This window comes from Budvicia diplopodorum, assembly GCF_009800925.1.
In the GTDB taxonomy this organism is placed as follows: Bacteria; Pseudomonadota; Gammaproteobacteria; order Enterobacterales; family Enterobacteriaceae; genus Budvicia; species Budvicia diplopodorum.
In genome coordinates, this window is sequence record NZ_WOYF01000001.1 from 217,517 (window position 1) to 243,412 (window position 25,896).

The 25,896-nt window shown below is 46.5% G+C and carries 20 protein-coding genes; 6 read left to right on the forward strand and 14 right to left on the reverse strand.

Going from position 1 to position 25,896, the window contains the following annotated elements:
- The first annotated feature begins 27 nt into the window (after window positions 1–27).
- Together xthA and GVI43_RS00965 are read left to right on the forward strand one after the other, a co-directional pair.
- A complete protein-coding gene (xthA, locus tag GVI43_RS00960) occupies window positions 28–834 on the forward strand; it encodes an exodeoxyribonuclease III (protein ID WP_159564501.1) in 807 nt (268 codons plus the stop codon).
- 79 nt (window positions 835–913) lie between these two features.
- On the forward strand, window positions 914–1,336 hold the full coding sequence (locus tag GVI43_RS00965) for a pyrimidine (deoxy)nucleoside triphosphate diphosphatase (RefSeq protein WP_159564503.1): 423 nt from the start codon (window positions 914–916) through the stop codon (window positions 1,334–1,336).
- 16 nt (window positions 1,337–1,352) lie between these two features.
- Here GVI43_RS00965 and GVI43_RS00970 read toward each other — a convergent pair whose 3' ends face one another.
- From GVI43_RS00970 to GVI43_RS00985, 4 genes are all read right to left on the reverse strand, one after another.
- Window positions 1,353–3,293, reverse strand: a complete 1,941-nt coding sequence (locus tag GVI43_RS00970) for a DNA topoisomerase III (protein ID WP_170324300.1) — start codon at window positions 3,291–3,293, stop codon at window positions 1,353–1,355.
- Window positions 3,293–4,417, reverse strand: a complete 1,125-nt coding sequence (gene mnmH, locus GVI43_RS00975) for a tRNA 2-selenouridine(34) synthase MnmH (RefSeq protein WP_159564505.1) — start codon at window positions 4,415–4,417, stop codon at window positions 3,293–3,295. Before mnmH ends, GVI43_RS00970 begins: the two co-directional genes overlap by 1 nt.
- The gene (selD, locus tag GVI43_RS00980; RefSeq protein WP_159564507.1) at window positions 4,417–5,460 is read right to left on the reverse strand and encodes a selenide, water dikinase SelD; all 1,044 of its coding nucleotides are present in this window, start codon (window positions 5,458–5,460) and stop codon (window positions 4,417–4,419) included. Before selD ends, mnmH begins: the two co-directional genes overlap by 1 nt.
- Window positions 5,461–5,729: 269 nt before the next feature.
- Entirely contained in the window at window positions 5,730–6,278 is a 549-nt protein-coding gene (locus GVI43_RS00985; RefSeq protein ID WP_159564509.1) for an NAD(P)H nitroreductase, read from the reverse strand.
- 171 nt (window positions 6,279–6,449) lie between these two features.
- Here GVI43_RS00985 and sppA point away from each other — a divergent pair, with 171 nt between their 5' ends.
- On the forward strand, window positions 6,450–8,306 hold the full coding sequence (gene sppA / locus GVI43_RS00990) for a signal peptide peptidase SppA (protein ID WP_159564511.1): 1,857 nt from the start codon (window positions 6,450–6,452) through the stop codon (window positions 8,304–8,306).
- Between the two features lie 212 nt (window positions 8,307–8,518).
- Here sppA and msrB read toward each other — a convergent pair whose 3' ends face one another.
- Window positions 8,519–8,926, reverse strand: a complete 408-nt coding sequence (msrB, locus tag GVI43_RS00995; protein WP_159564513.1) for a peptide-methionine (R)-S-oxide reductase MsrB — start codon at window positions 8,924–8,926, stop codon at window positions 8,519–8,521.
- 362 nt (window positions 8,927–9,288) lie between these two features.
- On the opposite strand from msrB, the gene gapA reads away from it, so the two are divergent.
- Both gapA and GVI43_RS01005 read left to right on the forward strand, forming a co-directional pair.
- The gene (gene gapA / locus GVI43_RS01000) at window positions 9,289–10,284 is read left to right on the forward strand and encodes a glyceraldehyde-3-phosphate dehydrogenase (protein ID WP_159564515.1); all 996 of its coding nucleotides are present in this window, start codon (window positions 9,289–9,291) and stop codon (window positions 10,282–10,284) included.
- 111 nt (window positions 10,285–10,395) lie between these two features.
- A complete protein-coding gene (locus GVI43_RS01005) occupies window positions 10,396–11,277 on the forward strand; it encodes a D-hexose-6-phosphate mutarotase (protein WP_159564517.1) in 882 nt (293 codons plus the stop codon).
- A 94-nt stretch (window positions 11,278–11,371) separates the two neighbouring features.
- On the opposite strand, the gene GVI43_RS01010 is transcribed toward GVI43_RS01005, so the two are convergent.
- The 6 genes from GVI43_RS01010 to rlmKL form a co-directional block, all read right to left on the reverse strand.
- On the reverse strand, window positions 11,372–12,127 hold the full coding sequence (locus GVI43_RS01010) for a MipA/OmpV family protein (RefSeq protein ID WP_159564519.1): 756 nt from the start codon (window positions 12,125–12,127) through the stop codon (window positions 11,372–11,374).
- Between the two features lie 71 nt (window positions 12,128–12,198).
- Complete coding sequence (gene pqiC / locus GVI43_RS01015; RefSeq protein WP_159564521.1) at window positions 12,199–12,759, reverse strand: membrane integrity-associated transporter subunit PqiC; 561 nt, start codon at window positions 12,757–12,759, stop codon at window positions 12,199–12,201.
- Window positions 12,756–14,387: an intermembrane transport protein PqiB gene (pqiB, locus tag GVI43_RS01020; protein WP_170324306.1), complete on the reverse strand. Its 1,632-nt coding sequence runs from the start codon at window positions 14,385–14,387 to the stop codon at window positions 12,756–12,758. Before pqiB ends, pqiC begins: the two co-directional genes overlap by 4 nt.
- On the reverse strand, window positions 14,371–15,684 hold the full coding sequence (gene pqiA / locus GVI43_RS01025) for a membrane integrity-associated transporter subunit PqiA (RefSeq protein ID WP_170324305.1): 1,314 nt from the start codon (window positions 15,682–15,684) through the stop codon (window positions 14,371–14,373). Before pqiA ends, pqiB begins: the two co-directional genes overlap by 17 nt.
- A gap of 171 nt (window positions 15,685–15,855) precedes the next feature.
- The gene (locus tag GVI43_RS01030) at window positions 15,856–17,760 is read right to left on the reverse strand and encodes an ABC transporter ATP-binding protein (protein ID WP_159564525.1); all 1,905 of its coding nucleotides are present in this window, start codon (window positions 17,758–17,760) and stop codon (window positions 15,856–15,858) included.
- A 4-nt stretch (window positions 17,761–17,764) separates the two neighbouring features.
- Window positions 17,765–19,936, reverse strand: coding sequence for a bifunctional 23S rRNA (guanine(2069)-N(7))-methyltransferase RlmK/23S rRNA (guanine(2445)-N(2))-methyltransferase RlmL (rlmKL, locus tag GVI43_RS01035; RefSeq protein ID WP_159564527.1), 2,172 nt, complete (start codon window positions 19,934–19,936; stop codon window positions 17,765–17,767).
- Between the two features lie 195 nt (window positions 19,937–20,131).
- Here rlmKL and GVI43_RS01040 point away from each other — a divergent pair, with 195 nt between their 5' ends.
- On the forward strand, window positions 20,132–21,235 hold the full coding sequence (locus tag GVI43_RS01040; protein WP_159564529.1) for a YcbX family protein: 1,104 nt from the start codon (window positions 20,132–20,134) through the stop codon (window positions 21,233–21,235).
- Window positions 21,236–21,253: 18 nt separating this feature from the next.
- On the opposite strand, the gene GVI43_RS01045 is transcribed toward GVI43_RS01040, so the two are convergent.
- The 3 genes from GVI43_RS01045 to pepN all read right to left on the reverse strand — a co-directional run bounded on the left by GVI43_RS01045 (window position 21,254) and on the right by pepN (window position 25,785).
- A complete protein-coding gene (locus GVI43_RS01045; protein WP_159564531.1) occupies window positions 21,254–21,811 on the reverse strand; it encodes a cell division protein ZapC in 558 nt (185 codons plus the stop codon).
- 201 nt (window positions 21,812–22,012) lie between these two features.
- Entirely contained in the window at window positions 22,013–23,023 is a 1,011-nt protein-coding gene (gene pyrD / locus GVI43_RS01050; protein WP_159564533.1) for a quinone-dependent dihydroorotate dehydrogenase, read from the reverse strand.
- Between the two features lie 143 nt (window positions 23,024–23,166).
- Entirely contained in the window at window positions 23,167–25,785 is a 2,619-nt protein-coding gene (gene pepN, locus GVI43_RS01055; protein ID WP_159564535.1) for an aminopeptidase N, read from the reverse strand.
- Window positions 25,786–25,896 lie beyond the last annotated feature (111 nt).

Sequence of the window (25,896 nt, forward strand, 5' to 3'; positions counted from 1 at the left end):
TTCTCCTGCATAGAAAAGACGCGACATATGAAATTTATCTCTTTCAATATCAACGGACTAAGAGCAAGACCGCACCAGCTTGCCGCTATCATAGAACAACATCAACCGGACGTTATCGGTCTGCAGGAAACCAAGGTTCACGATGATATGTTTCCTTTGGAAGCAGTCAGTCAGTATGGTTATCACGTCTTTTATCATGGGCAGAAAGGTCATTACGGCGTCGCATTGTTAACTAAACAGCAGCCTATTGCGGTTAGAAAAGGTTTTCCAACCGATGACGAAGACAGCCAGCGCCGCATTATTATGGCCGATCTGGCAACGCCAATGGGAACATTAACGGTGATTAACGGTTACTTCCCGCAGGGCGAAAGTCGCGATCATCCGACTAAGTTCCCGGCTAAACAGAAGTTCTACGCTGATTTACAGCATTACTTAGAACAGCAGCTAACCCCTGATAGTCCGGTGATTGTTATGGGTGACGTGAATATTAGCCCAACCGATTCTGATATTGGCATCGGTGAAGACAACCGCAAACGCTGGCTGCGTACCGGAAAATGCTCGTTTTTACCGGAAGAGCGTGAATGGATGCAAAAGCTAAAGAACTGGGGGCTGGTCGATACCTTCCGTCATGCCCATCCTGACGCGACCGATCGCTATTCCTGGTTTGACTATCGTTCTAGCGGATTCGATGAGAACCGCGGGCTACGAATTGATTTAGTATTAGCCAGCCGGTCTTTAGCACCCCACTGCATCGCAACCGGTATCGATTATAATATCCGCGCTATGGAAAAGCCGTCTGACCATGCGCCAATCTGGGCTGAGTTTACGCTTTAAACCTTCCACACAGAGGCGCGGTTTATTAAATACATCGCGCCTTTTAATTTAATTAAATGTAACCACGCTTTAAGACAACATGAAAATAGCCAGTGACGTTAAAGTCATTAATGTAGTTGCCGCCATTATTGAAGACGGTAGCCCCAACAACTGCAGGATCCTGATTGCCCAGAGGGATGCCCAAAGCGATTTGGCGGGCTATTGGGAATTTCCCGGCGGGAAAATTGAAACCGGTGAAACGCCGCAGCAAGCGTTATGCCGGGAGCTTTATGAAGAACTGGCAATCAGCAACGTACAGGTCACTGACTATATTGCCACTAGCACCCTTTATCAGGCTGAACGCACTCTGCATTTACAAGCGTGGCGAGTTACGTCCTTCAGCGGAACCATTCAGCTCCGCTGCCATAGCCGTTTTCTTTGGTTATATCCTGAAGAGATTGAAAATTACCCATTAGCACCGGCAGATATCCCCCTGCTAGCAGCCTATCGGCAACGGTGCTAGCGAGAGTTCAACGCCCTCACTCTTCGGCTTTTTTCTTGACTGCTTTTGCCCTTTTCTTCTTTGGCTTAGCATCGTCCGCGGTAGCGGCTGACTGCTGTTGCTGAATACCTTTAAATACCGGTGGAACCCGGTTACGTTTAGCCTGATAGATCAACTCTTGAAGCGTCACGACCATTGGCTGCATAAAGTCCTGATAGCGACACTGTTTTTCACTGATTTGAGTGAGCGTCGACTCCCAATGGGCGGTCATATCCGGTCTGGCGGCAATTTCAGGTAAACAGTGAATTAGCGTCCTTCCTGTCTCTGTTGCCGTTATGGTCCGACCCTTTTTCTGCAAAAAACGACGCTTAAATAGCAGCTCAATAATACCGGCCCGGGTCGCTTCGGTCCCAAGCCCGTCGGTTGCCCTCAGCACTTTTTTTAGCTCTTTATCCTGAACGAAGCGGGCTATACCGGTCATCGCTGACAGTAACGAACCGTCGGTAAACGGTCGCGGTGGCTGAGTCTGACGTTCAACCACTTCGCCTTTTTCACACAGTAACTCATCGCCTTTAGCGACTACCGGCAGCGGGGTTCCTTCATTTTCTTCATCGCGCTCTTTGCTTCCCAGTAACGTTCGCCAGCCGGCTTCGGCTAAAAAACGCGCCTTGGCGATAAATTTACCACCAGCAATGTCCAGTTCAATAACGCACTTGCGATAAAGCGCATCGGGGCAAAACTGCATCAGGTATTGCAAAGCAACCAGCTCATAAATCTTGCGCTCATCTTCAGAAAGAGAAGTTGATGAACTGCGGGCGGTAGGAATAATCGCATGGTGAGCGTCGACCTTTTTGTCATCCCAGCAACGGTTACGCTTTCCGGTATCCAACAGCGGTAACGGAAACAGGTTAGGCTGATGAATTTCAATCGCGGCCAGAACGGTATGCCGTTCGGCAAAATGCTCTTCCGGCAAGTAGCGGCTGTCTGAACGAGGGTAAGTGATCAGCTTATGGGTTTCATAAAGGCGCTGACACAGGTCTAAAACTAATTGAGCGCTAAAACCGTGGCGTTTAGAAGCCTCAATTTGTAACGCAGAGAGTGAAAACGGCAGCGGCGCGACTTCAGACTCCCGTTTGTCATTATAGTCCGTTACCAATGCTGGCTGGCCGGTAATTCTCCCGACAACGTGCTCAGCAAGCGCCCGATTTAACAGGCGACCTTCCTCATCCAGATAGGACTCACAGGATTCACTCGGCTGCCAGACAGCGGTAAAACGCTCATCTAACGGGGTAATGACGTGGGCTTTAACTTCAAAGAAATCTTTCGCTACGAAATTTTCGATCTCTTCATCGCGACGAACCACCAAGCCTAACACCGGTGTTTGTACTCGCCCGACGGATAAAACGCCGTCATAGCCAGCATTTCGCCCGAGAATGGTATAAGCCCGGGTCATATTGATGCCATACAGCCAGTCGGCCCGAGCACGGGCCAGGGCGGAAACGCAAAGCGGAATAAATTCGCGATTCTCTCGTAGCTTATCTATGGCCCGGGTAACCGCCTGTGGGTTTAAATCGTTAATCAAACAGCGGCGGACCTGCTGGCGTTTTTCAGCGTTCAGTTCAAGATAATCAAGAACTTCATCAACCAGCAGTTGCCCTTCTCTATCAGGGTCACCGGCGTGAACCACTTCGCTGGCATCGGCAAGCAAACGCTTAATCACATTAAGCTGCTTAGCCACTGACTCCCGCGGCTTAAGCTGCCATTTTTCAGGAATAATGGGTAAATCGGCTAATGACCAGCGGGCGTAGCGGGCATCATATTGATCTGGCTGTGCCTGCTCGAGTAAATGGCCAACGCACCAGGTAACCACCTGATCGTTACCACAAACAATGTAACCATCTTGGCGTTTATGAGGCTTAGGCAAAACGTCTGCAATAGCCCGGGCAAGGCTTGGCTTTTCGGCAATAAATAAACGCATCAGGCTTTATCTTGTACTAATACATTGTGAGATAACGCATCGTGTAATAAAAACTCACGAACCGCGGCATAATCTCCCCGAAAAATAATACGTTCAGACTTCTTACCCAGCTGGTAATTATACATCGGATCATAATATTCATTGAGCAACGGGACCAGCCAGTTTTCGTGTTTTGAACTGCCCTTCCCTGACTGATGATATTCAAGAGCTAAATCGAGCTCGTTAAGCACAACCTGATACCGTTCCATACCCAAGCGTTTACGAATAGCAAACAGACCGTGATGTAGATATTCACTAAACTGTACCCAGCCGTATTCCGCGCCGTAAGCACGTTCAAAATCAGCGCTCATCGAGTCAATATATTCCAGCTGCAAGCGGCCAAGACGAATATCTAAAGGATCGTCAATCACTACAATGCCAGCGCGCTGCATCCCGTCATAAATCTCTAAAGGTACATGGTTTGCCCCGATGGCTTTACCTTCATCTTCAATCACCCAGTGGCAAACGCCCGCATGGCGCTTTTTCAATAGATCGACCGCCAGTCGGTTTTCAAAATTAATTTGGGTGCTTTGACCGGCAATGGTTCGACCAAAAGATGAGCCCCGGTGTCTGGCAGCGCCTTCAAGATCGACGCCGAAAGGTAGCTCGCGCACCATCAACGTTTTACCACTGCCGGTATTCCCGCCAATAATACGCATTGGCATGGTGGCCGAGCGGCAGTTTTCAGCGATCAGAAAGTTTCTCAACGCTTTATATCCTCCCTCGATCAACGGATAGTCAACGCCTGCTTCACTCAACCAGCGCTGCGCGATGTGAGAACGTAAACCGCCGCGAAAACAGTACAGAAAGCCATCAGAATGCTGCTGACAAAATGCAATCCACCGTTCGATACGCTGCCGCTTAACATCGCCGCTGACTAAGCGCTCACCGAGTTCAATCGCCTCCTGTTGCCCACGTTGCTTATAACAAATGCCAACGCTTTCCCGCTCATTATCTGACATCAGGGGTAAATTAGTCGCATGGGTAAAAGCGCCCTGAGAAAACTCAACGGGAGCACGCACATCGATTAAAGGAATATCATTCAGAAATATATGACGATAATCATCACTATCACTACGAAACATTAACCAACCTCAATCAGTGCACGATCTTGTTGGGGCTCAATCAGCTCACCGATAGCCGTTAACGTCATCTGGTAACGTTGCGCAATCGCCTGAACTTCCGGCTCAGAACCCGGCAATACGGCAATCAGTAAGCCACCGGAAGTCTGAGGATCGCACAACAGCTGGCGCTGTAGATCGGTCAGGGAGCCCACCATATGGCCATAGCTATCAAAATTACGCTGAGTCCCACCGGGAACGCATCCTTGTGCAATATACTGTTCTACGCCCGGCAGTTTGGGGATCGTATCAAACCAAACGTTAGCCTGAACGCCTGAGCCCTGACAAATTTCACTTAAGTGGCCCAATAGGCCAAACCCGGTGACGTCGGTCATGGCCGTGACGCCTTCAATTTTGGCAAGGTCGGCACCCGGTTTATTAAGCTGACACATGGTCTCAGTCGCAACGCCCTGATGAATAGCCTGTAGCTTGCTTTTCTTCTCTGCGGTTGTCAGAACGCCAATACCCAACGGTTTAGTCAGGTAAAGTTTACAGCCAGCTTTAGCCGCGCTGTTCTTCTTAATTTGTTCAGTACTGACCATACCGGTAACGGCTAAACCAAAAATGGGTTCAGGCGCATCAATCGAGTGACCGCCCGCCAGCGAAATACCGGCCTGCTGGCAAACATGGCGCCCACCATCAATCACTTTTTGCGCAATCTCCGGCGCTAGCTTATCGACTGGCCAGCCCAGAATAGCAATCGCCATGATGGGTTTACCGCCCATGGCATAGATGTCGCTGATCGCGTTAGTCGCCGCAATACGGCCAAAATCAAACGGGTCATCGACAATCGGCATAAAAAAATCAGTAGTACTGATAATACCAATACCGTTGCCGATATCATAAACGGCGGCGTCATCGCGGGTTTCATTACCAACGAGCAGATTAGGGTCGATGAACTTCTCTCGCTCAGTATGGAGTATGGTTTCCAATACCTTAGGTGAGATTTTACAGCCACAGCCAGCGCCGTGGCTATACTGCGTTAAGCGTACGCTTTGTTGTTCCATTTTCGATTCCCCTTTCCGGCGTGAGCCACGATCTTGAATTAATCTTATATAGTAACGCGCCCGGCCCCTATTGATAAGATATACCGTCTATATCCTGAATATTTTGCACAAACTTCCGGGGTAAAAAATCGATAGGATGGGATATAAAACAAAACCCGAACGCGTCGGGTTTTGATTAATCAGTAAAACAGTAACCGCCGGTGAAGGGCTTTAACGGAAGAAAGTTGAGATCGTCGTTAAGCGAAAAGCCCCATCGCGTTTAGCCTGTATCAGAAATATGAAACGAAAGGAGTGGTATCAGGTGCCTTAACCTTCACCGGTTGAACTACCGGAGTACCTAAGTAGAGAAAACCAACGATAGCGTCGTGTTTCCGACAGCCAAAGGCTTGCCGAACGATGCCGTTTTCAGTCCAGAAGCCACTTCGCCAAATTCCGCCAAATCCCTGCGCAACCGCGGCCATTTGCATCGCCTGAACCGCACAGCTGGCTGACGCAATCTGTTCCCAGTATGGAACCTTATGCGCTTCAGTACAGTGGGCTACCACGGTAATAATCATCGGAGCACGCAAAGGACCTACTTTCGATTTTTCCTGAACGGCTTCATCTTGCCCTTCATCCAGCGCGGCGGCCAATAGTAAGTCACCAAAGCGTTCACGAGCATCACCCTGAATAATCACAAAACGCCAAGGTTGGAGAGTGCCATGGTCCGGGGCTCGCATACCGGCACGAATAATGTTCTCTAACGCTTCGCCTTCCGGCGCCGGTTCGGCTAAACGAGACGCTGAACGACGATTTAATAACAGTTCTAATGCATCCATAAACACTCCTGATGAAAATAGCCTGATGGAAATATGCAGGCTATTGTAAGTTAAATATTTGTAGCAAACACAAAAATAACGTAACAGTTTAGCTATTTAACACTGACTTTTTTGCCATCAACCTTTAGGATAAGCCTAATTATTATCAACGGCTCAAACACCGGAGCAGACATGCGGTCACTATTCGAATTTATTGGGGTTCTATTTAAATGGAGCTGGCGGACACTAAACTTTATCCGTCAGGCCTTTTTAAACATTATCTTTATCATCATTGTTCTGGTCGGCATTGGTATCTATTTTCAAATGCAGTCAAGTACCGCGCACCCGGAAACCGGCGCATTACTGGTGGATTTGAGTGGTTCTATTGTAGACACCCCGAGCTCCGACAATAAGCTACGTCAAATCGGACAAGAGCTGATGGGCTCTAACCGGGATGCGCAGGAAAACTCTCTGTTCGATATTGTTAAACAAATTCGTTATGCCAAAGGCGATCCAAAAATTACCGGTATCGTCTTATCCCTGAATAACTTCTTAGGTGCCGATCAGCCATCTCTACGCTATATCGGTAAGGCATTAAAAGAGTTTCGTGACTCCGGTAAGCCTGTTTATGCTGTCGGTGATAGCTATACCCAGAGCCAGTATTACTTGGCCAGCTTTGCCAATAAGATTTATCTATCCCCTCAGGGGACTGTCATGTTACAGGGCATAGCAACCAACAACCTTTACTACAAGTCTTTGCTAGAGAAGCTGAAAGTTACCACCAATATCTTTCGGGTAGGTACCTTTAAGTCGGCTGTTGAACCAATGATCCGTGATGATATGTCTCCGGAGGCCCGCAAGGCAGACAGCCGTTGGGTCAATGCGCTATGGTCAAACTACTTAACCGACGTGGCCGCTAACCGGAATATTTCCACTGTGACACTTTATCCCACGATGGATGTGTTGATTAAGCAGTTAAAAGATAACGACGGTAATACTGCCAGTCTGGCATTAAAAAATAAGCTGGTTGATGAGCTGGCTTCTCGCCCCGAAGTTGAAAAACGGCTAACGAAAGATTTTGGCTGGAATAGCGAAAACAAAAACTTTAATTTCACCAGTATCTATAACTATCAGGTACCTGAAACGGTAAAAGAACAAGCGGCCACGTCTGAAATTTCGGTGATTTTTGCCAACGGAGCCATCGTTGATGGCCCTGAAATGCCCGGTATGGTCGGCGGAGACACTACGGCAAAACAGCTGCGAGACGCTCGCCTGAACAACAAAGTAAAGGCGGTGGTTCTTCGGGTTAATAGCCCCGGCGGCAGCGTTACCGCGTCTGAACTTATTCGCGCTGAAGTTCAAGCGCTGAAAGAGTCTGGCAAACCCGTGGTGGTTTCCATGGGCGGGCTTGCGGCTTCGGGCGGATACTGGATATCAACGCCGGCTGATTATATTGTTGCCAGCCCGAGCACGCTGACCGGCTCTATCGGTATCTTTGGCGTCATCAATACCATTGAAAACTCGTTGGAGTCCATCGGCGTACATACCGACGGTGTATCAACGTCTCCGATGGCCGATGCGACCATTACCAAAGCATTGTCGCCCGAGTTCTCACAAATGATGCAGATGACCATCGAGAATGGCTACAACACCTTCATTAATCTGGTGGCTAAATCACGTAACCAAACGCCAGAGCAGATTGATAGCATCGCGCAGGGCCGAGTCTGGATTGGTTCTGATGCCAAAAACAATGGGCTAGTCGATGAGTTGGGTGATTTTGACGATGCGTTGAAAAAGGCAGCAGAGCTAGCGAAGCTGGATAATTATGAAATTAACTGGGTCACCAGTGAACCTAAGCTGGATGAGATTTTACTCGGACAGGTTTCAGTTTCAGCTCAATCCCTGCTGCCTGACGCAATAAAGGCCCAATTACCGGCACCGTTTCGTCAGGTTGCCAGCCAGCTTCAAAATCAACCCGGCTTTTTCAGCAATATGAACGATCCCGGCCATCGCTATATTTATTGTTTAAGCTGTAGCTACAGCCAATAAACAACACTCAGCGTTAGTTCCAACAATAAAAACCCGGTTAAAACCGGGTTTTTATTGTTAATCAGTCCCTCACCCGTTTCCCTATCATCTGATCTTTAGCATTCCCAATAATTGATGCGACAAAGCAAAAATATAAGCGGTACCTCTACCCTACTTCTACTATCTAGGTCATTTTGTGCTGAATCGATTTTGTTAATAATTGGGATGAAAAATCAACCAGAGGTTTTTTCTCCCGTCTCTTTGTCAATAAATTGCATCGACGCGGAGTTAATACAATAGCGCTTTCCCGTCGGCGGAGGACCATCGGGAAAAACGTGTCCTAGATGAGCATTGCACTGATTACAAACGATTTCTACCCTATGCATATGGTGAGAATAATCATCGATATACCGTACTGCATCGGGGGTCACTGCTTCAAAAAAGCTAGGCCAGCCACAGCCAGAATCAAATTTAGTATCTGAGTCAAAAAGCGGCGAATCACAGCAGATGCAGTGATAAGTCCCCAATAGCTTGTTATGCAATAGCTTTCCGCTATAAGGCGCTTCAGTTCCCCGTTGCTGAGTAATAAATTGCTGTATATCAGTTAGCGTATTCGATTTGTTATTCAATGAATTAGACACTTATTACTCCTTTACCCAACAATTACGGTTTATGCCGTTCGTGGAACTAACCATAACAATATATTAACAAAAAATAGGGAATAACGGGTCTAACATTTATCAATTTGTGTGCACTGGAACCAATAATTACCCTATTGTTTCTGAAAGTGGTTATAATTAACTAATCGGTACCCGATGAATCCCTGTTAGAGTACAAAAAACCATCAATCTCAGGCACGGTATGAACTCAAATCTGGCGTCCATTTTGTGATTTTCAGCAACAATTGACACGATTCCGCTTGACGTTTTGCAAGGTTTTTGTAATTTTACGGGTAGGTTATGAAATTCACTTCATTCACTAACAACCAAGCTGGTGGAACAATATGACTATCAAAGTAGGTATTAACGGTTTTGGCCGTATCGGTCGTTTCGTATTTCGTGCTGCTCAAGAGCGTTCTGATATCGAAGTTGTTGGAATCAACGACCTGCTCGACGCTGAATATATGGCGTACATGCTGAAGTATGACTCTACTCACGGTCGTTTCAAAGGCACCGTTGAAGTGAAAGACGGTCAACTGATCGTTAACGGTAAAAAAATTCGCGTAACTGCAGAAAGAGATCCAGCTAACCTTAAGTGGAACGAAATCGGCGTTGACGTTGTTGCTGAAGCAACTGGTCTGTTCCTTGACGATGAAACCGCGCGTAAACACATTACCGCTGGCGCTAAAAAAGTCGTGTTAACTGGTCCATCTAAAGATAGCACCCCAATGTTCGTTATGGGCGTTAACTGCGGAACTTATGCTGGCCAAGACATCGTTTCTAACGCATCTTGTACCACTAACTGTTTAGCACCAGTTGCAAAAGTACTGAACGACAAGTTCGGTATTGTTGAAGCGCTGATGACCACCGTTCACGCAACTACTGCGACTCAAAAAACCGTTGATGGCCCATCTCACAAAGATTGGCGCGGCGGCCGCGGTGCAGCTCAAAACATTATCCCATCATCTACTGGCGCAGCTAAAGCAGTAGGCAAAGTTATTCCTGAGCTAAACGGTAAATTAACCGGTATGGCTTTCCGTGTACCAACTCCAGACGTGTCTGTTGTTGACTTAACCGCTCGTTTAGAAAAATCTGCAACTTACGAAGAAATTTGTAAGGCGATGAAAGATGCTTCTGAAGGCGCTCTGAAAGGCGTTCTGGGTTACACCGAAGATGACGTTGTTTCTACCGACTTCTTAGGCGAGAAATGTACATCAGTATTTGATGCGAAAGCAGGTATCGCTCTGAATGGTAACTTCGTAAAAGTTGTTGCTTGGTACGATAACGAAATCGGCTATTCAAACAAAGTATTAGATTTAATCGCTCACGTTTCTAAATAAGACGTTAGCGAGTATCTGATAATAAAGGGCAGCTTATGGGCTGCCCTTTTTTTTAGCTATATTGAGATAATATTATTCAGTAACTCAGAATGACTAAAAGGATAGCAACAGATGTCAGACTTTCTTTTTTCCTTACCCATAGACCAACGTATTACCCCCTGCCTGACCTTACATAAGAAAGATGATATATCTATCATCGTCATTAACCATCCTAAAGCTAAAGGTGCGATATCGCTACAGGGTGCCCACGTCTTATCATGGCAGCCTGAAGGTCAACAACCGGTAATATGGCTTAGCTCTGAAACCAATTTTAAACAGGGTGTTGCCATTCGCGGCGGCGTTCCTATTTGCTGGCCGTGGTTTGGCAAAGTTGCCGACCCTATGCACGGGTTTGCAAGAAACCAAGAATGGCAGTTAATTGCGCATGACGAAAACGAAGAGTGTGTGTGGCTCACTTTCTCGCTGGAAGATAATGAGCAAACCCGGAAATTATGGCCTCATTCGTTTAATCTGATAGCGCGAATAAAAATGGGTGAAACCTGTGAAATAGAGCTTGAGCCACACGGTGATTACACCTTTACCGCGGCCCTGCATAGCTATTTTAACATTGGCGATATCGACCAAACTTCGGTATCCGGTCTGGGCCCTGACTACCTTGATAAGGTTGCCGGTGGAGAACATTCCACAACGGATAAGACGCTGAAATTTAGCGGATTGGTTGACCGGGTATATACCAAACCGGAGTCATTTAGCCTGATAGCCGATCCGGCTAACGGCCGCAGCATTGAAATTCATCATAAAAATGCCAGCGATGTTGTTGCTTGGAATCCGGGTTCTGAAGCGTCAAAAGCGATGGCTGATATGCCGGATGACGGATATAAAACCATGGTCTGCGTGGAAACTGCCTACGTAACTCATCCAAAAACAATTACTAGCAACAAACCACAGTACCTATCTGCCACTATCCGCTGCCATAAAAATGAGCAGAAGTAACGGTTAATTAACCAGTCTCAGTGGTTGAAGACAGAATAAGGCCGGCCGATTTTACTTGGCCGGCCTTATTTTTGGTCAGTCGAGCGCTATAGAATTAGAAGCTATAGGTAACGCCCGTTGCAATGAAGGCGGAATAAGACTGATCGACCATCGGGCTATCTTTAACTTCGCTGTCTAAGACGGTATAACGACCGGATGCAAAAACGCTCCAGTTATCATCAAGCGCATAATTAGCAGTCAGTTCGGCGTAAGGCGCCCAGCTGCTGCCAGCCTCATACCGGTCTAGTCCGCTGCGACGCGATTCATTACCGCTGACACCATAGTAGTAATCGTTGAAATTGCCGCTATACCAGCTAGCGCCTACTCCTGGAGTTAATTTTAGATTATTTAACTTGATAGGATGCAAATAGGCTGCGTCAGCATATAAACCGTTGCTGGTATTAAGCATATCGGCAGAAAGCGAGGTGCGAATGGTTCCCCAATCGGCAATGTGCTTATAGCTCACGCCACCCATCATGGTTGAACGGCGCTTATCCAGCTCCTTCATCTGACGGTCATCGCTGTTGCTTGGTTTAAAGTGTAATGGAGAATAGAAAAGGTTCAGCGCCAGCTGATTTTCTTTATCATTCCATAAATAAGCACCCGCTCCGGTACCACGAACAAAGAAGTTATCACCTTCATAACTGATTGCCGGAAAAGGCTTAACTTCGTTATCAACGCCTTTATAAGGGTATAACTCAAATGTTGCACTCGCGCCTAAAGTCCATGTTTTATCCGCCGCATTAACCACGGGAGATAACAGAGAGGCACTTAAAACAAACGAACCCAAAATAACCTGATTAAACTTCATTGAAATCAAACTCCTTTCTTAATATTAGTATGATACCCAGAACCCAACGGTCACATTTTTGCACGGTTAACTTAGTTTTTTAATACTCCGGCAATTGCAACGGCTTCTTTTTGCCAAGCATTTGCCAGAGAATAAACCAGTTCATCGTAACCGTCTTTCTGCAACGGCATTTCTATATTAAATGGTTGACGAATAACTTTATTATCACTTTGTAGCATCCAGTGACCGCTAACAACGGCATAGCCATCATAGCGCCCTTGGAACCCGGTCACCGTAACGTTCAGAACGTCGGCATCGTGACCGTTGACTAGCTGCCCTGAAATAATCCGCCCCGGTAGCAGATTGCTTAGGTTATCAGCCAGCGTCTGTTTTAACTGTTGATCCAGACCGCTGCCCCAGAGATTATTCTGGGCAACCGTGTATTTCACATCGCTGGTTTGATAGGCAATACCCGGTCCGCTAAGAAAATCAGCCACGGTGACGTTCTCAATCCACAACTGCTTAGTGGTATTGCTATTCAGGCTAACAGCCTGTACGCCTGCGATCGGGGGCAGTTGATAATAAGAAACCTCACTTTGACTACTACAGGCGCTGAGCAACAGCGCGATAACGGCAATGTTCCATTTCATCATTTATTGGCCTTCTTCGGCTGAGGATCTTTAGCATTCGGCGCTTCGAACACCAGTGCGTTGCTCTTCTGATTTAGCGTTTGTAATATCGGTTGTAGTTCACGCATCACCCGATCGAGGCGTTGCATATCTGAAACCATATTACTGTATGCAGACGATCCCGGCTGGAATCCTTTCAGACTACGATTGAGCTCTTCCAGCGTTTTCTGCATGTCTTTCGGTAAGTTGTTCACTTCCTTACTGGCCAGAATGGCATTCAGGTTAGCCATAGTGCTACGGGTCTGTTTTAGCGTCTCGGTCATTTCATTCAGCATCGGCTCAATCGGCATTTTATTAACCTTATCCAAAGTCTGGAAAAGCCGTTGCTGAATTTCCGCCAGACCACCGCTAGCCGTTGGAATCAATGGATAGTCATAAACCTTAGTCGGACCGGTCCACGGTTTTGCATCAGGATAGAAATCTAAATCGATATATAACGCACCGGTCAGGATGTTACCGGACTTCATCGCAGCCCTTAACCCATTTCCTTCCGCTTCGGCCAAGTGCCCTTTAATATCTAAATCTTTACCAAAGCGGTTTTGTATCCGATCGGGCTCAATTCGGATCAGAACCGGTACATAGTAGTCATTTTCTTTATTATGAGATTTTAGCTCTGGCATAAAGAATGGAACTTCAGAAACGGTACCAATTCTTACGCCACGAAACTCAACCGGAGCGCCAGGCTCTAGGCCTCGTATAGAGTCTTTAAAGAACAGCACAAAATCTTCGTGCTGAGTATATAAAGACTCCTGAATGCTCTTCCGATCGGAATACAGCTCAAACTTCTCAAAATCTTTCACTGAATTACCGACCGCCCAGCCGTCAGGTAAGTCAAAGCTAACCCCACCGGTCACCAAGGTGTCTAACGAGGCCATTTCAACCCGCACCCCTTGTGAAGACATATCGAACGCAATACCGCTGTCTTGCCAAAAGCGTACGTTGCTTGATACCAGTCCGCGATATATATCCATAATAAACAGACGATAGCGCATCGCTCGATCTTTAGGATCAAACTCGCTGCTTTCAACGGTACCAACGCGGAAACCTCTGAACAGCACCGGATCGCCAGCGTTTAGCCGGTTTGGCTGCTTACTTTCTAACGTTATGCGTAAACCTTTAGTATCCTCAGAGGCTAAAGGCGCGCTGTCTTTTAGGTTAAAACTGCTTGCAGCCGTTTTGCTGTGTCCGGGTAAGAGCTCAATGTAGGCTCCAGACAATAAGGTATTTAAGCCAGAGATACCCTCACGCCCAATTTGTGGCTTAACCACCCAGAAAACCGTATCTTTATTAAGCAGTTTATCCATATTGCTATGCAAACGCGCTTTAATAATGACCTGTTTTAGATCGTCGCTTAGGCTAACTGACTCAACCATACCGATATCGACGTTTCGGCTTTTTATTGCCGTCTTTCCGCCTTCAATGCCTTCGGCATTAACGGTAACCAGAGTAACTAACGGGCCTTGATTGCTAAAATGGTAAAAAAGGATCCAGGCACCAATTAATACCGTAAGAATCGGTATAATCCACACCGGCGACCAGCGTTTTATCGTTTCAATTTTTGCAACGTCCTGATTACTATTCTGCACTATCAGGCTCCTTATTCGTTATAGTTTGCTTACGGTCCCATAATAGACGGGGATCAAACATCATCGCGGCAATCATGGTCAAGATAACCACGACGGCAAATAGCAATGCGCCAATATCGGGATAAATACTCATTAACCGCCCCATCCTCACTAGCGCTGATAATACGCCAATAACAAAAACGTCTATCATTGACCAACGGCCAACAAATTCGACAATTTCATAAATAACATGCATCCGTTCTCTATCCTGACGACCTTTAATTGCGCCTTTTCCTGAAGCGTCATAGCAAAGCCAGAGGATAGCGAGAATTTTCAGCGTTGGTACCATAATACTGGCAATAAAAATAACCAACGACACCGGATATGACCCATCCTCCCACAGCAAAATCACACCCGACATAATGTTCGATGCCATCGGGTTTCCCAGCACTTCGGTCACCATGATCGGCAATATATTAGCCGGTATATAAAGCATAATAGAAGTAACAAGCAATGCGATTGTCCACTGCAGGCTATTTGGCTTTCTGACATACCCCACGGTATGACAGCGCGGACACTCTTTTAGATCTGCAGGCAATATTGCGGTGCAGCATGGACACAGTCTCAACCCTTGATCCTTACCTGAGACCCCCGGCTTTGGCGTTTTGGTTAACGCGGGTGCAGGCCGAATATTTTGCCAAAACAGGTAACGGTCAGTACATTGAAACGCTCTGACTTGAAGTAAACAAAAAAGGCAATACGGAACAAAGCTCAGACCTATGCCGATATTGCCATAGGCCATTAGCTTAACAAAACTGACTAGCACGCCAACTAAGAAGATCTCAACCATACACCAGGCTTTGGCGAGGTATATAACTCGACCCATAATCACTTTTAAGCGGTATGGAAGAGGAACGTTTAAACACAGAAGGATAATGGCAACCATGCAAAACGCAGGTATGAGCTGAACAAAAATAAGAAACAGATAGGCTAAGCTGGAGTAGTCATCATTCATCATGGCCTGAGGTATTTCAATCAGGCGAATTTGATTATAGATGCCCGACACACGCATATTGATAAAGGGGAACAGATTAGCAAACACCATCATCACCAAAGCGCTGACGGCGTAGCATACCGGTTGCAGGCATGGCTCAACCCAACGGGTACTTAATGTTGTATAACAGCGAGGGCAAACCGCTTTATCCCCTTCGGCAACGTCGGGTAACGTCACCATCAGGTCACACTGTGGACACAGCATCACGCCGTCCGTTTCGGACGGCGCCCTGCCAGCATCCGTCTGTTTTTCTGGATGCCCAGCTATCATTTTTATTTGTGGTAGTGATGCATGGGAACAGCTTGCATCTTTACACATAACCACCACCTTTTATGGTTAAGAAATGTATCCATTATCAACATCAAATGGACCTGACTAATAAAGAAAAGTTCAGGGGAACCGGCGCTTGTAGCCTACCGAGAACCCTTACTATTACTCTTCTTATGCGTTTTTCTGCGCTTCAAGCTCTTCCCAACGCCCGAATGCCTCTTCGAACGCCTGTTCAGCTGCCGCTAAATCCATCAGCACTTTTTGCGTCACGTCATGAGGCTGGTTAAAGAACGAAGCGTCGCTTACCTGAGCCTGAATCTTAGCAACATCTGCCTCCAGTTGTTCAATGCGGGCAGGCAGTTCTTCAAGCTCACGCTGCAAACGATAGCTCATCTTGTTGGCCGATTTCTTCTTCTCTTCGACCTTTTCAGCCACAGCCTTGACCGGTACCGCATTCAGCGGCGCTTTTAGCTCTTTGACGTTAGCCCGCTGGTGATGAGCATCATAATAGCCACCAACGTATTGCTTAATAACACCGTCACCCTCAAAAATCCAACAGTCGGTCACTGAGTTATCAACAAACTGACGATCGTGGCTGACCAGCAATACCGTACCGGTATACTCGTCCAGTAGCTCTTCCAGCAGCTCTAATGTTTCAATATCTAAGTCGTTAGTTGGTTCATCAAGAATTAACAAATTGCTTGGTTTTAAAAACAGTCGGGCTAACAGCAAGCGGTTACGCTCACCGCCGGATAATGCCCGAACCGGCGTCATAGCACGCTTAGGATGAAACAAAAAGTCCTGTAAATAGCCTAGCACATGACGAGGGCGACCGTTAACCATCACTTCCTGCTTGCCTTCGGCCAAATTGTCCATCACCGTTCTATCAGGATCTAATTCAGCCCGGTGCTGATCAAAATAGGCGACCTCAAGCTTGGTACCACCGCGAACCTTACCGCTGTCGGGCTGTAATGCTTGCAGCATGAGCTTTAATAACGTGGTTTTACCACAGCCATTTGGCCCAATTAGCGCTATCTTATCTCCACGCTGCACCTGAACGGAGAAATCCCTGACCAGCCTACGGCCGTCAACGCTGTAATTAACGTCTTCCAGTTCAAAAATGATCTTGCCAGACCGGATTGACTCCTCGACCTGCATCTTAGCCGTACCCATCGTCGAACGGCGAGCGGCGTGTTCATTACGCATCGCTTTTAATGCGCGAACCCGGCCTTCGTTACGCGTACGGCGAGCCTTAATTCCCTGGCGGATCCATACCTCTTCCTGGGCCAAACGCCGATCAAACTCGGCATTTTGTAACTCTTCGACCCTTAACGCCTCTTCTTTCCCTTCCAGATACAGATCGTAATTGCCCGGCCACGAGACTAATTTTCCGCGATCCAGATCGACGATCCGCGTAGCCATGCTGCGAATAAATGAACGATCGTGAGAAATGAAAACGATGCTGCCTTGAAATTCTTTCAGAAACTCTTCTAACCAGGATATGGTTTCGATATCCAAATGGTTAGTGGGTTCATCCAGTAACAAAACGTCCGGTGAGCACACCAGCGCCCGGGCTAACGCAGCTTTACGCAGCCAACCACCCGATAGAGAAGACAGTGGAACATCCGCAGATAATTCTAAACGAGCTAAAACATCTCTGATTTGGCTATCAATACGCCATCCGTCCTGATGTTCCAGCGCTTCCTGTAAAACTGACATGCGGTTCAAATTTTTATCGCTGGGATCGTGGCCGACCAATAGCGATAAATGTTGATACTCTTTCAATAATTCGGCGGGCCCTGCAATTCCCTCGGCAACAAAGTCATACACGCTGCCTTCAACGTTACGTGGAGGGTCCTGTTGCAAACGCGCAACCACTAAATCTTGTTCGAAAATGATCCGGCCATCGTCTAACGGCAGCTCTTTGCTTAGCACTTTAAGCAGGGTCGATTTTCCGGCGCCGTTACGGCCGACTAAACAGACGCGCTCATTGGGTTCGATATGTAGTTCAGTATTATCCAATAGCGGCGCATCGCTGAAGGAAATCCATGCGCCGGACAAATTAATTAAAGACATTGTATTACTTACCCTCGCCGGCGTGCTTTATCAGCCAGCAATTATGAATTTGTCGGTTACGGGCGAAATCAACAGAAAGCGTTTTCTCCGAAATTTCTTCAGCTACTAAGCCTAGCTTAGTCAGGCCATCTGTATCCATTTTAAAACCGCGCTTATTGTTGGAGAACATAACCGTCCCGCCGGTGCGCAGCATCTTTTTCAGATCGACCATGAGTTCCAGATGATCCCGCTGAACGTCGAAGCTATTTTCCATTCGTTTAGAATTTGAGAAGGTTGGCGGATCGATAAAAATCACATCGAACTGCTCGGTTGTTTCATGCATCCAGCCTAAGCAGTCAGCCTGAATCAAACGGTGCTGACGCCCGGACAGACTATTAGCCCGCAGGTTGCGCTCAGCCCATTCCAGATAAGTACGGGACATATCAACCGTGGTGGTACTCCGGGCTCCCCCGATCCCTGCATGTACGCTGGCCGTGCCGGTGTAAGCAAACAAATTGAGGAAATCTTTATTCTTGCTTAGATTACCCAACGTTCGGCGGGCAATACGGTGATCGAGGAATAGTCCAGTATCCAGATAGTCGGTCAGATTGACCCACAGCTTAGCGCCATATTCATCCACTAAGAAAAACTCGCCCTTCTGAGCCAGTTTTTCATATTGGTTCTTACCTTTCTGCTTTTCACGCACCTTCAAAATTAAGGCGCTGGCCGGTAATTCCAATACGGCCAGCGTTGCATTAATCGCATCAAACAACCGCTGCCGGGCCTTTTGAGCATCGACCGTTTTCGGCGCAGCGTATTCCTGTAAAACAACTTTACTACCGTAGCGATCGACAGCAACGTTGTATTCAGGTAAGTCAGCGTCATACAGGCGATAGCATTCGATACCTTCTTGCTTAGCCCATTTATCTAGTTTTTTGGCATTTTTACGTAAACGATTAGCAAAATCAGCGGCTATTTGTACCGGCTGACCGCCATGATTTTCAAAACCACCAGCAACGGCTCCGTCAATGCTTTCAGTCGGGCTGCGCTGATTCTCTGACAGTTGATAGTTCTTTTGCACGCAGTCCAAGGGACCGTTTTTGGCTTTAAACTGCCGCCCTGCACGCAGTTGCAAACAGCTCAATAAATCAGGTGAGGCGCTGAATAAAGAAAGATTCCACCCGCCGAACGATTGTTTCATAATCCGGCCCAGCGCGCTGTGTAACGCAATCAATGCCGGTTCACTTTCTAAGCGCTCACCGTAAGGCGGATTGCTTAATACCGTACCTTTTGGCCCTTCGGGTAACGGGTTAGTTAAGCGAGTCAGGTCCCGGGCCTCAAACTCCATCAGGCTTGCTACTCCGGCTCTGCGGGCATTGCTTTTGGCAATTTCAATCACCCGGCGGTCATGGTCATAGCCGAAGAAACGGGATTCGGTTTTATTAATACCTCGGTTTGCCCTGACCTGAGCTTCAGCTAAGAGTTCGCGCCAAAGTTCAGGATTATGGCCTGACCACTGATTGAAGCCCCAGTATTCACGTTTTAGCCCCGGTGCAATATCGGATGCAATCATGGCCGCTTCAATTAATAAGGTACCGGAGCCACACATAGGATCGACCATTGGCGACCCTGATTCCCAACCGGAACGCATAACGATTGCGGCACCGAGGCTTTCTTTCAGCGGAGCCTGACCGGCCATATCACGATAACCGCGCTGATGCAGGCCATCACCGCTCAAATCAATGGCGATGTTTGCCATATCACGCTGCAAATAAACGTTAATCCGGATATCGGGCTGCAGTTTAGCCACGTTAGGCCGCTCCTGCACTTTGCGGGTAAAGCTATCAACGATGGCATCTTTAACTTTTAACGCACCGTACTGGCTATTGCGGATCTCTTCATTGGTACCGGTGAAGTTAACGGCAAACGTTTTATCTACGCTAAACAGCGATGGCCAATTAATGGCATTAACGCCCAAATAGAGATCCATATCGCTGTGTACGCGGAATTCACTCAATGGAAGTAAAATGCGCGAAGCCAGTCGGCTCCATAACAGGCTGGTATACATAAGACGTTCATCGCCTTCAAAATGCACACCTCCCTGAACCACTTTACAGGAACTTGCCCCCAGCGCTTCTAGCTCGGTTTTCAATAATTCTTCCAGACCACGCGCCGTACTGGCAAACAAAGAGATCATAACGTTACACCGCATAATAAAAATAGTGGTGCATTATAGCCAATCCGCTGACTTTGTCATAAAGTTACCCATCATTAATTGCTGAAAAGATTCTAGCGGACAGCAGATGGAGCCGTTTGGGATAGCTCGCCTTAGGTCTACCCGCGGTAATAATCTAAATTAGTTAAAAATTGTTGGTCATAAACGGAGTTTCACGTGGTTAATCTTGCCCGTCTATACGTACATCCGGTTAAGTCAATGAGAGGTTTAGAACTTTCTCATGCACAGGTTACTGAAAGTGGTCTGGCCTTTGACCGCATATTTATGATTACCGATACTAACGGTACGTTTATTACCGCTCGCCAATACCCTTCGCTGGTTTGTTTTACTCCGGCATTATTGATTAACGGCGTTTCGATTACCGCGCCTGATGGTCAAAGCCGTACGGTTTCATTTGGTGATTTTTCAGCGTCTCACTCGCCGACTGAAGTATGGGGCAACCGGTTTACTGCTCGCATAGCGCCAACGGAGATCAATCAATGGCTAAGCGGCTATCTCAAGCGCGAGGTTCAGCTACGCTGGGTTGGTGAAGAGTTAACCCGCAGGGTGAAAAACCGGCCGGAAGTGCCGCTCTCATTTGCCGATGGTTTTCCCTATTTACTACTCAACGAAGCCTCTTTCGAAGCGCTGCAGCTACGCTGCCCGTCAAATATCGTTATTGAACAATTTCGCCCGAATTTGATTATCCGGGGAGCGGGAGCATTTGCCGAAGACGGCTGGCAAACCATTCGAATCGGTGAAGTCATTTTTGATTTGGTTAAACCGTGCAGCCGCTGTGTACTGACCACGGTCAATACTAAAAATGGGCGTAAGCATCCGCAAGGAGAGCCTCTACGTACCCTTCAGCAGTTCCGTACCGCAGAGAATGGTGACGTTGATTTTGGTCAGAATCTGATAGCGCGCAACAATGGCGTTATTCGCTTAGGTGATAAAATCGAGGTTCTGGCAACCCATCCGGCCCGGACGTATAAATCCAGCCAGCCGATTGAAAATCTAGAACTCGAGCCGGTAACGCCAAAGAACGTGGTTATCAGCTACGGAGAGCATACCTTCATCGGTAACAATCAGCAGGTATTATTAGAGCAGCTGGAACAAAATAATATTCAGATCCCTTATTCATGCCGCGCAGGAATTTGTGGGTGTTGCAAGATAATGCTGGAAGCAGGAGAAGTGAGCGCCATGAGAAAAGGAGCCATTAAACGGGATGGTTCTATACTTGCCTGTAGCTGTGTGCCTAAAGGCAACATCAAACTAGCTTAATTAAATAAGCTAGTTTGATTAGACGGCTTGTGCATACCGGTAATTCTGAGGCAAGCGAGGCTCTTCAATCATCACAGTACAAAGTCTGTCATGCATGATTTTAATCGGGTCGCCTAACTGCATACATTTACCGGAAAGCGTCATTACAGGCTGAGCAATAAGGCACAGACTGGCATTTTCACCGGCATCCACCACCAATAACGTGGCCATTTCACCGTTTTCAATGAGCTTTACTGCCACCAGATCGCAACGATTAGGCTGTATTTCCGCCCCCTGCTGCACAAAGTGCCAGCTTTTAGGCATCAGCGGTTTTAAAAAACGATGAGCGGTTAGTACGTTTAATATCAGTTCAGCGCGCTGGTCGTTGGTTAACGATAAGCAACGGCAGCGTTCTTCTAGCTCAAAATATAGCGCGGCATCATCAACGCAAAATGCGGATTCGGTAAACGCATCAGGCGTCAACATTTTGGCGGAAAAACGCGAACGAAAAAGCATATCATTAGATAAATCTAACATTAATCGATCGTGCTCAGCGTCAAAATACCAGCGCCAGTTATCATCTGGCTTAATCCTCATTACTCTATCCTTAAACTATGAAGCAAAATTAATTTACCTTTCCCATTTTCACGCTAATTAATACCAACAGATTAGTATTTAATTAATGTGACAATGCTCGGGTAATTACCATCAATGGTGTTGGGTAAAACTAAACGTCCTAAATATAGAACAACCGGGGATAAAAATAAAGCCCCGGTTATTAATTAATACTAATTTATATTAAATATGTGTGAGAATATCTTTAACTAATCTCGGACCTTTGAAAATAAAGCCGGAATAAATTTGAATTAATGAGGATCCGGCATCCATTTTCTCTCTGGCAGCCATCACCGAATCTATTCCGCCTACGCCAATAATAGGCAACTTACCGTTAAGCTCTGTCGATAAACGGCGGATCGTTTCGGTGCTACGATATTGTAATGGCCGACCGCTTAACCCACCGGATTGATCGCTATTAATTAGTCCCTGAACTAATTTACGATCTAATGTTGTATTGGTTGCAATCACACCATCTATATTATGACGAACTAAACTATCCGCTATTTGGATCAATTCTTCTTCAGAAAGATCCGGTGCGATCTTTACGGCTACAGGTACATATTTAACGTGTCGCTTTTCTAATTCAATTTGCTTTTGTTTGATCGCAATTAATAGATCATCAAGCGCTTCACCATATTGTAAACTTCTTAATCCGGGGGTATTTGGAGATGATATATTTACGGCTATATATCCGGCGTACGGATATACTTTTTCCATACATATCAAATAGTCATCTTTCCCCTGTTCTAGCGGAGTATTTTTATTCTTACCAATATTAACGCCGATAACGCCATCAAAATGAGTTTTCTTTAAATTCTCAACCAGATTATCAACGCCATGGTTATTAAATCCCATTCGGTTGATCAACCCTTCAGCAGGTACGATCCTAAATAGCCTGGGCTTATCATTTCCCGGCTGAGGCTTGGGCGTTACGGTACCGACTTCAATGAATCCAAACCCCATCGCGCCTAAAGCATCAATACATTCGCCGTCTTTATCCAGACCGGCGGCAAGACCGAGAGGGTTTTTAAATTTAAGCCCCATACAGGTGACGGGTTTATCAGGAATGGACTGGCGAATCAGACATTTTAGTGAATTGCCGTTAAGGCGTCGGAGCTGGCTAAAGGTAAATTCGTGTGCACGTTCAGGATCAAGCTGGAATAGCATTTTCCTGATAAGAGGATAAAACATACGGTCTCCTTAATCCGCCGATAGGCCGGTGGCGTATTATTCAGGATCGGCGAATGAAATGAAATGAGCAATAACAGAAAAGCGGGTATTTTATGTCGTAAGGGCCGGTTACCAACCCCGGCCCTTTCCATTATCGGCAGGTATTAACCGCCGTTTAACGTTTTAGTAATTTTCTCAAACAGATCGCCAGATAAATTATCCAACCCTTTCAGCGTCTCTAAAGCATCACGCATCAGCTGCTGGCGAGATTGATCGTAACGGCTTAAGCGGATCAAAGGCTCAATTAAACGTGAAGCCACCTGTGGATTGCGCTGATTGAGGTCGATAAGGATCTCGGTAAGGAAAGCGTAACCCGCCCCATCTTTTGCATGAAATGCAGAGGGATTGGTGGAAGCAAATGCGCCAATCAGTGAACGGATCCGATTAGGATTATTCATGCTAAATGAGCGATGATTTAATAGTGATTTGACGGTCTGTAACACTTGCTTATCCGGGCTACTTGCCTGAAGAATAAACCATTTATCCATCACCAACCCATCCTGATGCCAACGATCGTCAAAAGCGGACATCAGCCGATCCTTACAGGGTAATTGCGCAGCCACTGCGGCGGATAATGCCGCCAAACAATCGGTCATATTATTGGCGTTCATATATTGCTGATTAATTAAATCATCGGTGAAGTCACGATCGGTAAAGGATAAATAGTTCAAACACACATTACTTAACGCTCTTTTCGCAATATCTGAGTGCTCAATCTGATAGCTTTCCGTTTTATTAGCCAGATAAACGGCTAAGCATTCATCCTGCATTTCGCTAGCCAGACAGTTAATTATTGCTGACCGAGTTTGGTGAATCGTATCAGGATCAATAATATCAAATAGCTCTGCCATTTCATTTTCTGACGGTATGGTTAATATCTGAGCCGCCAGAGCAGGATCTAATTGATCCGATAACAATACCGATCTGAACGCATCAATAACCTGCATCGGCAATTCAAAATCGTTGCCCTGCTGCTGGTTAATAACGTTGGCTTTAACATATTTCGCCAATAGCATTTGTGCTGCATCCCAACGAGAAAAATCATTGCTTGCATGCTTAATTAAAAATACCAACTGTTGGTCGGTATAAGGGTAATCAAGTTTTACCGGAGCAGAGAATTCACGTAGTAATGAAATAATCGGTTTCTGCGTGACTCGCTCAAATACAAATGTCTGTTCAGATTGAATAACGTTTAACACTGAATCAACGGCTTTACCTTCGCTGAATAATGGAATGATATCGCCATTCTCCATATATAGCTCAATGCCTAACGGAATATGTAATGGCAGCTTATCCTGCTGATCCTGCGTCGGTGGCGTCATTTGACGAACGGTTAATATATATTGCTGCTTCACCTCATTATAGCTATCGCGCACGGTTAAATGAGGCGTACCCGACTGGCTATACCAGCGTCTGAACAGCGTGAGATCGATACCGGACGCATCTTCCATTGCCTGAACAAAATCGTCACAGGTGGCAGCACTACCGTCATGGCGTTGGAAGTAAAGCTTCATACCCGCCTGAAACTTAGTTTCACCGAGCAAGGTGTGCATCATGCGAATAACTTCAGAGCCTTTCTCATACACGGTCAACGTGTAGAAGTTATTCATTTCGATCACTTTATCAGGGCGGATCGCATGAGCCATTGGGCTGGCGTCTTCAGCAAACTGGGCACCGCGCATTACTCTGACGTTGTCGATCCGATTAACCGCTCTGGATCCCAGATCGGAACTGAACTCTTGATCGCGGAAAACCGTTAACCCTTCTTTAAGGCTGAGCTGGAACCAATCGCGACAGGTGACCCGATTACCGGTCCAGTTGTGGAAATACTCATGACCAATAACGGCTTCAATATTCAGATAATCTTTATCCGTAGCGGTTTCCGCCTTAGCCAACACGTATTTAGAGTTAAATACGTTGAGGCCTTTATTTTCCATCGCCCCCATATTAAAGAAGTCGACGGCCACGATCATGTAGATATCAAGATCGTATTCCAGACCAAAACGGCTTTCATCCCACTTCATCGCATTCTTTAGCGAAGTCATTGCCCAATCGGCGCGATCTAAATTACCGCGGTCCACAAACAGTTCCAGATCGACGTTACGGCCAGAACAGGTAGTAAAAGTATCGCGCAGCACGTCAAAATCGCCGGCCACCAGCGCAAACAGATAGCTTGGTTTTGGAAACGGATCTTGCCATTGAATCCAATGACGCCCGTCATCCAGATCTCCCTGAGCAATACGATTGCCGTTAGACAATAAATAAGGATAGGCTTTTTTATCCGCCACAATTCGAGTGGTATAGCGAGCCAGAACGTCGGGGCGATCTAAATAATAGGTAATATGACGGAAACCTTCAGCTTCACATTGAGTACATAAAGCCTCGCCAGAAAGATAAAGGCCTTCCAGAGCGCTGTTTTTTGCCGGATGGATATCGTTCACCACGGTCAGCGTGAAACGATCGGGAAGCTGTTCAATAACCAACTGACCTTCCCGCTGGTGGAACGCTTGCCAAGGTTGATCATTAACGCTAATGGATATTAACGTTAGGTTCTCGCCGTCCAGAACCAGTGGTTCATTATTATGACCATTGCGTTGAACCTGAGTCACGGCCGTAACGCGGGTTGTTTCCGGTGATAAATCAAAATCCAGAGCTATATCAGTAATCGTAAAATCAGGTTTAGCGTAATCATGGCGATATTTCGCCCGTGGTTGCTGAGTCATAAAAAAACCTATGTTGTTCAATCAATTCATAAACTAAGTCTATGCTTCTTCATGGCGAGTTGCAAAATGCCCCGCTAGCTAAATGGTAAAAATAATCATTTTCTTCTTATC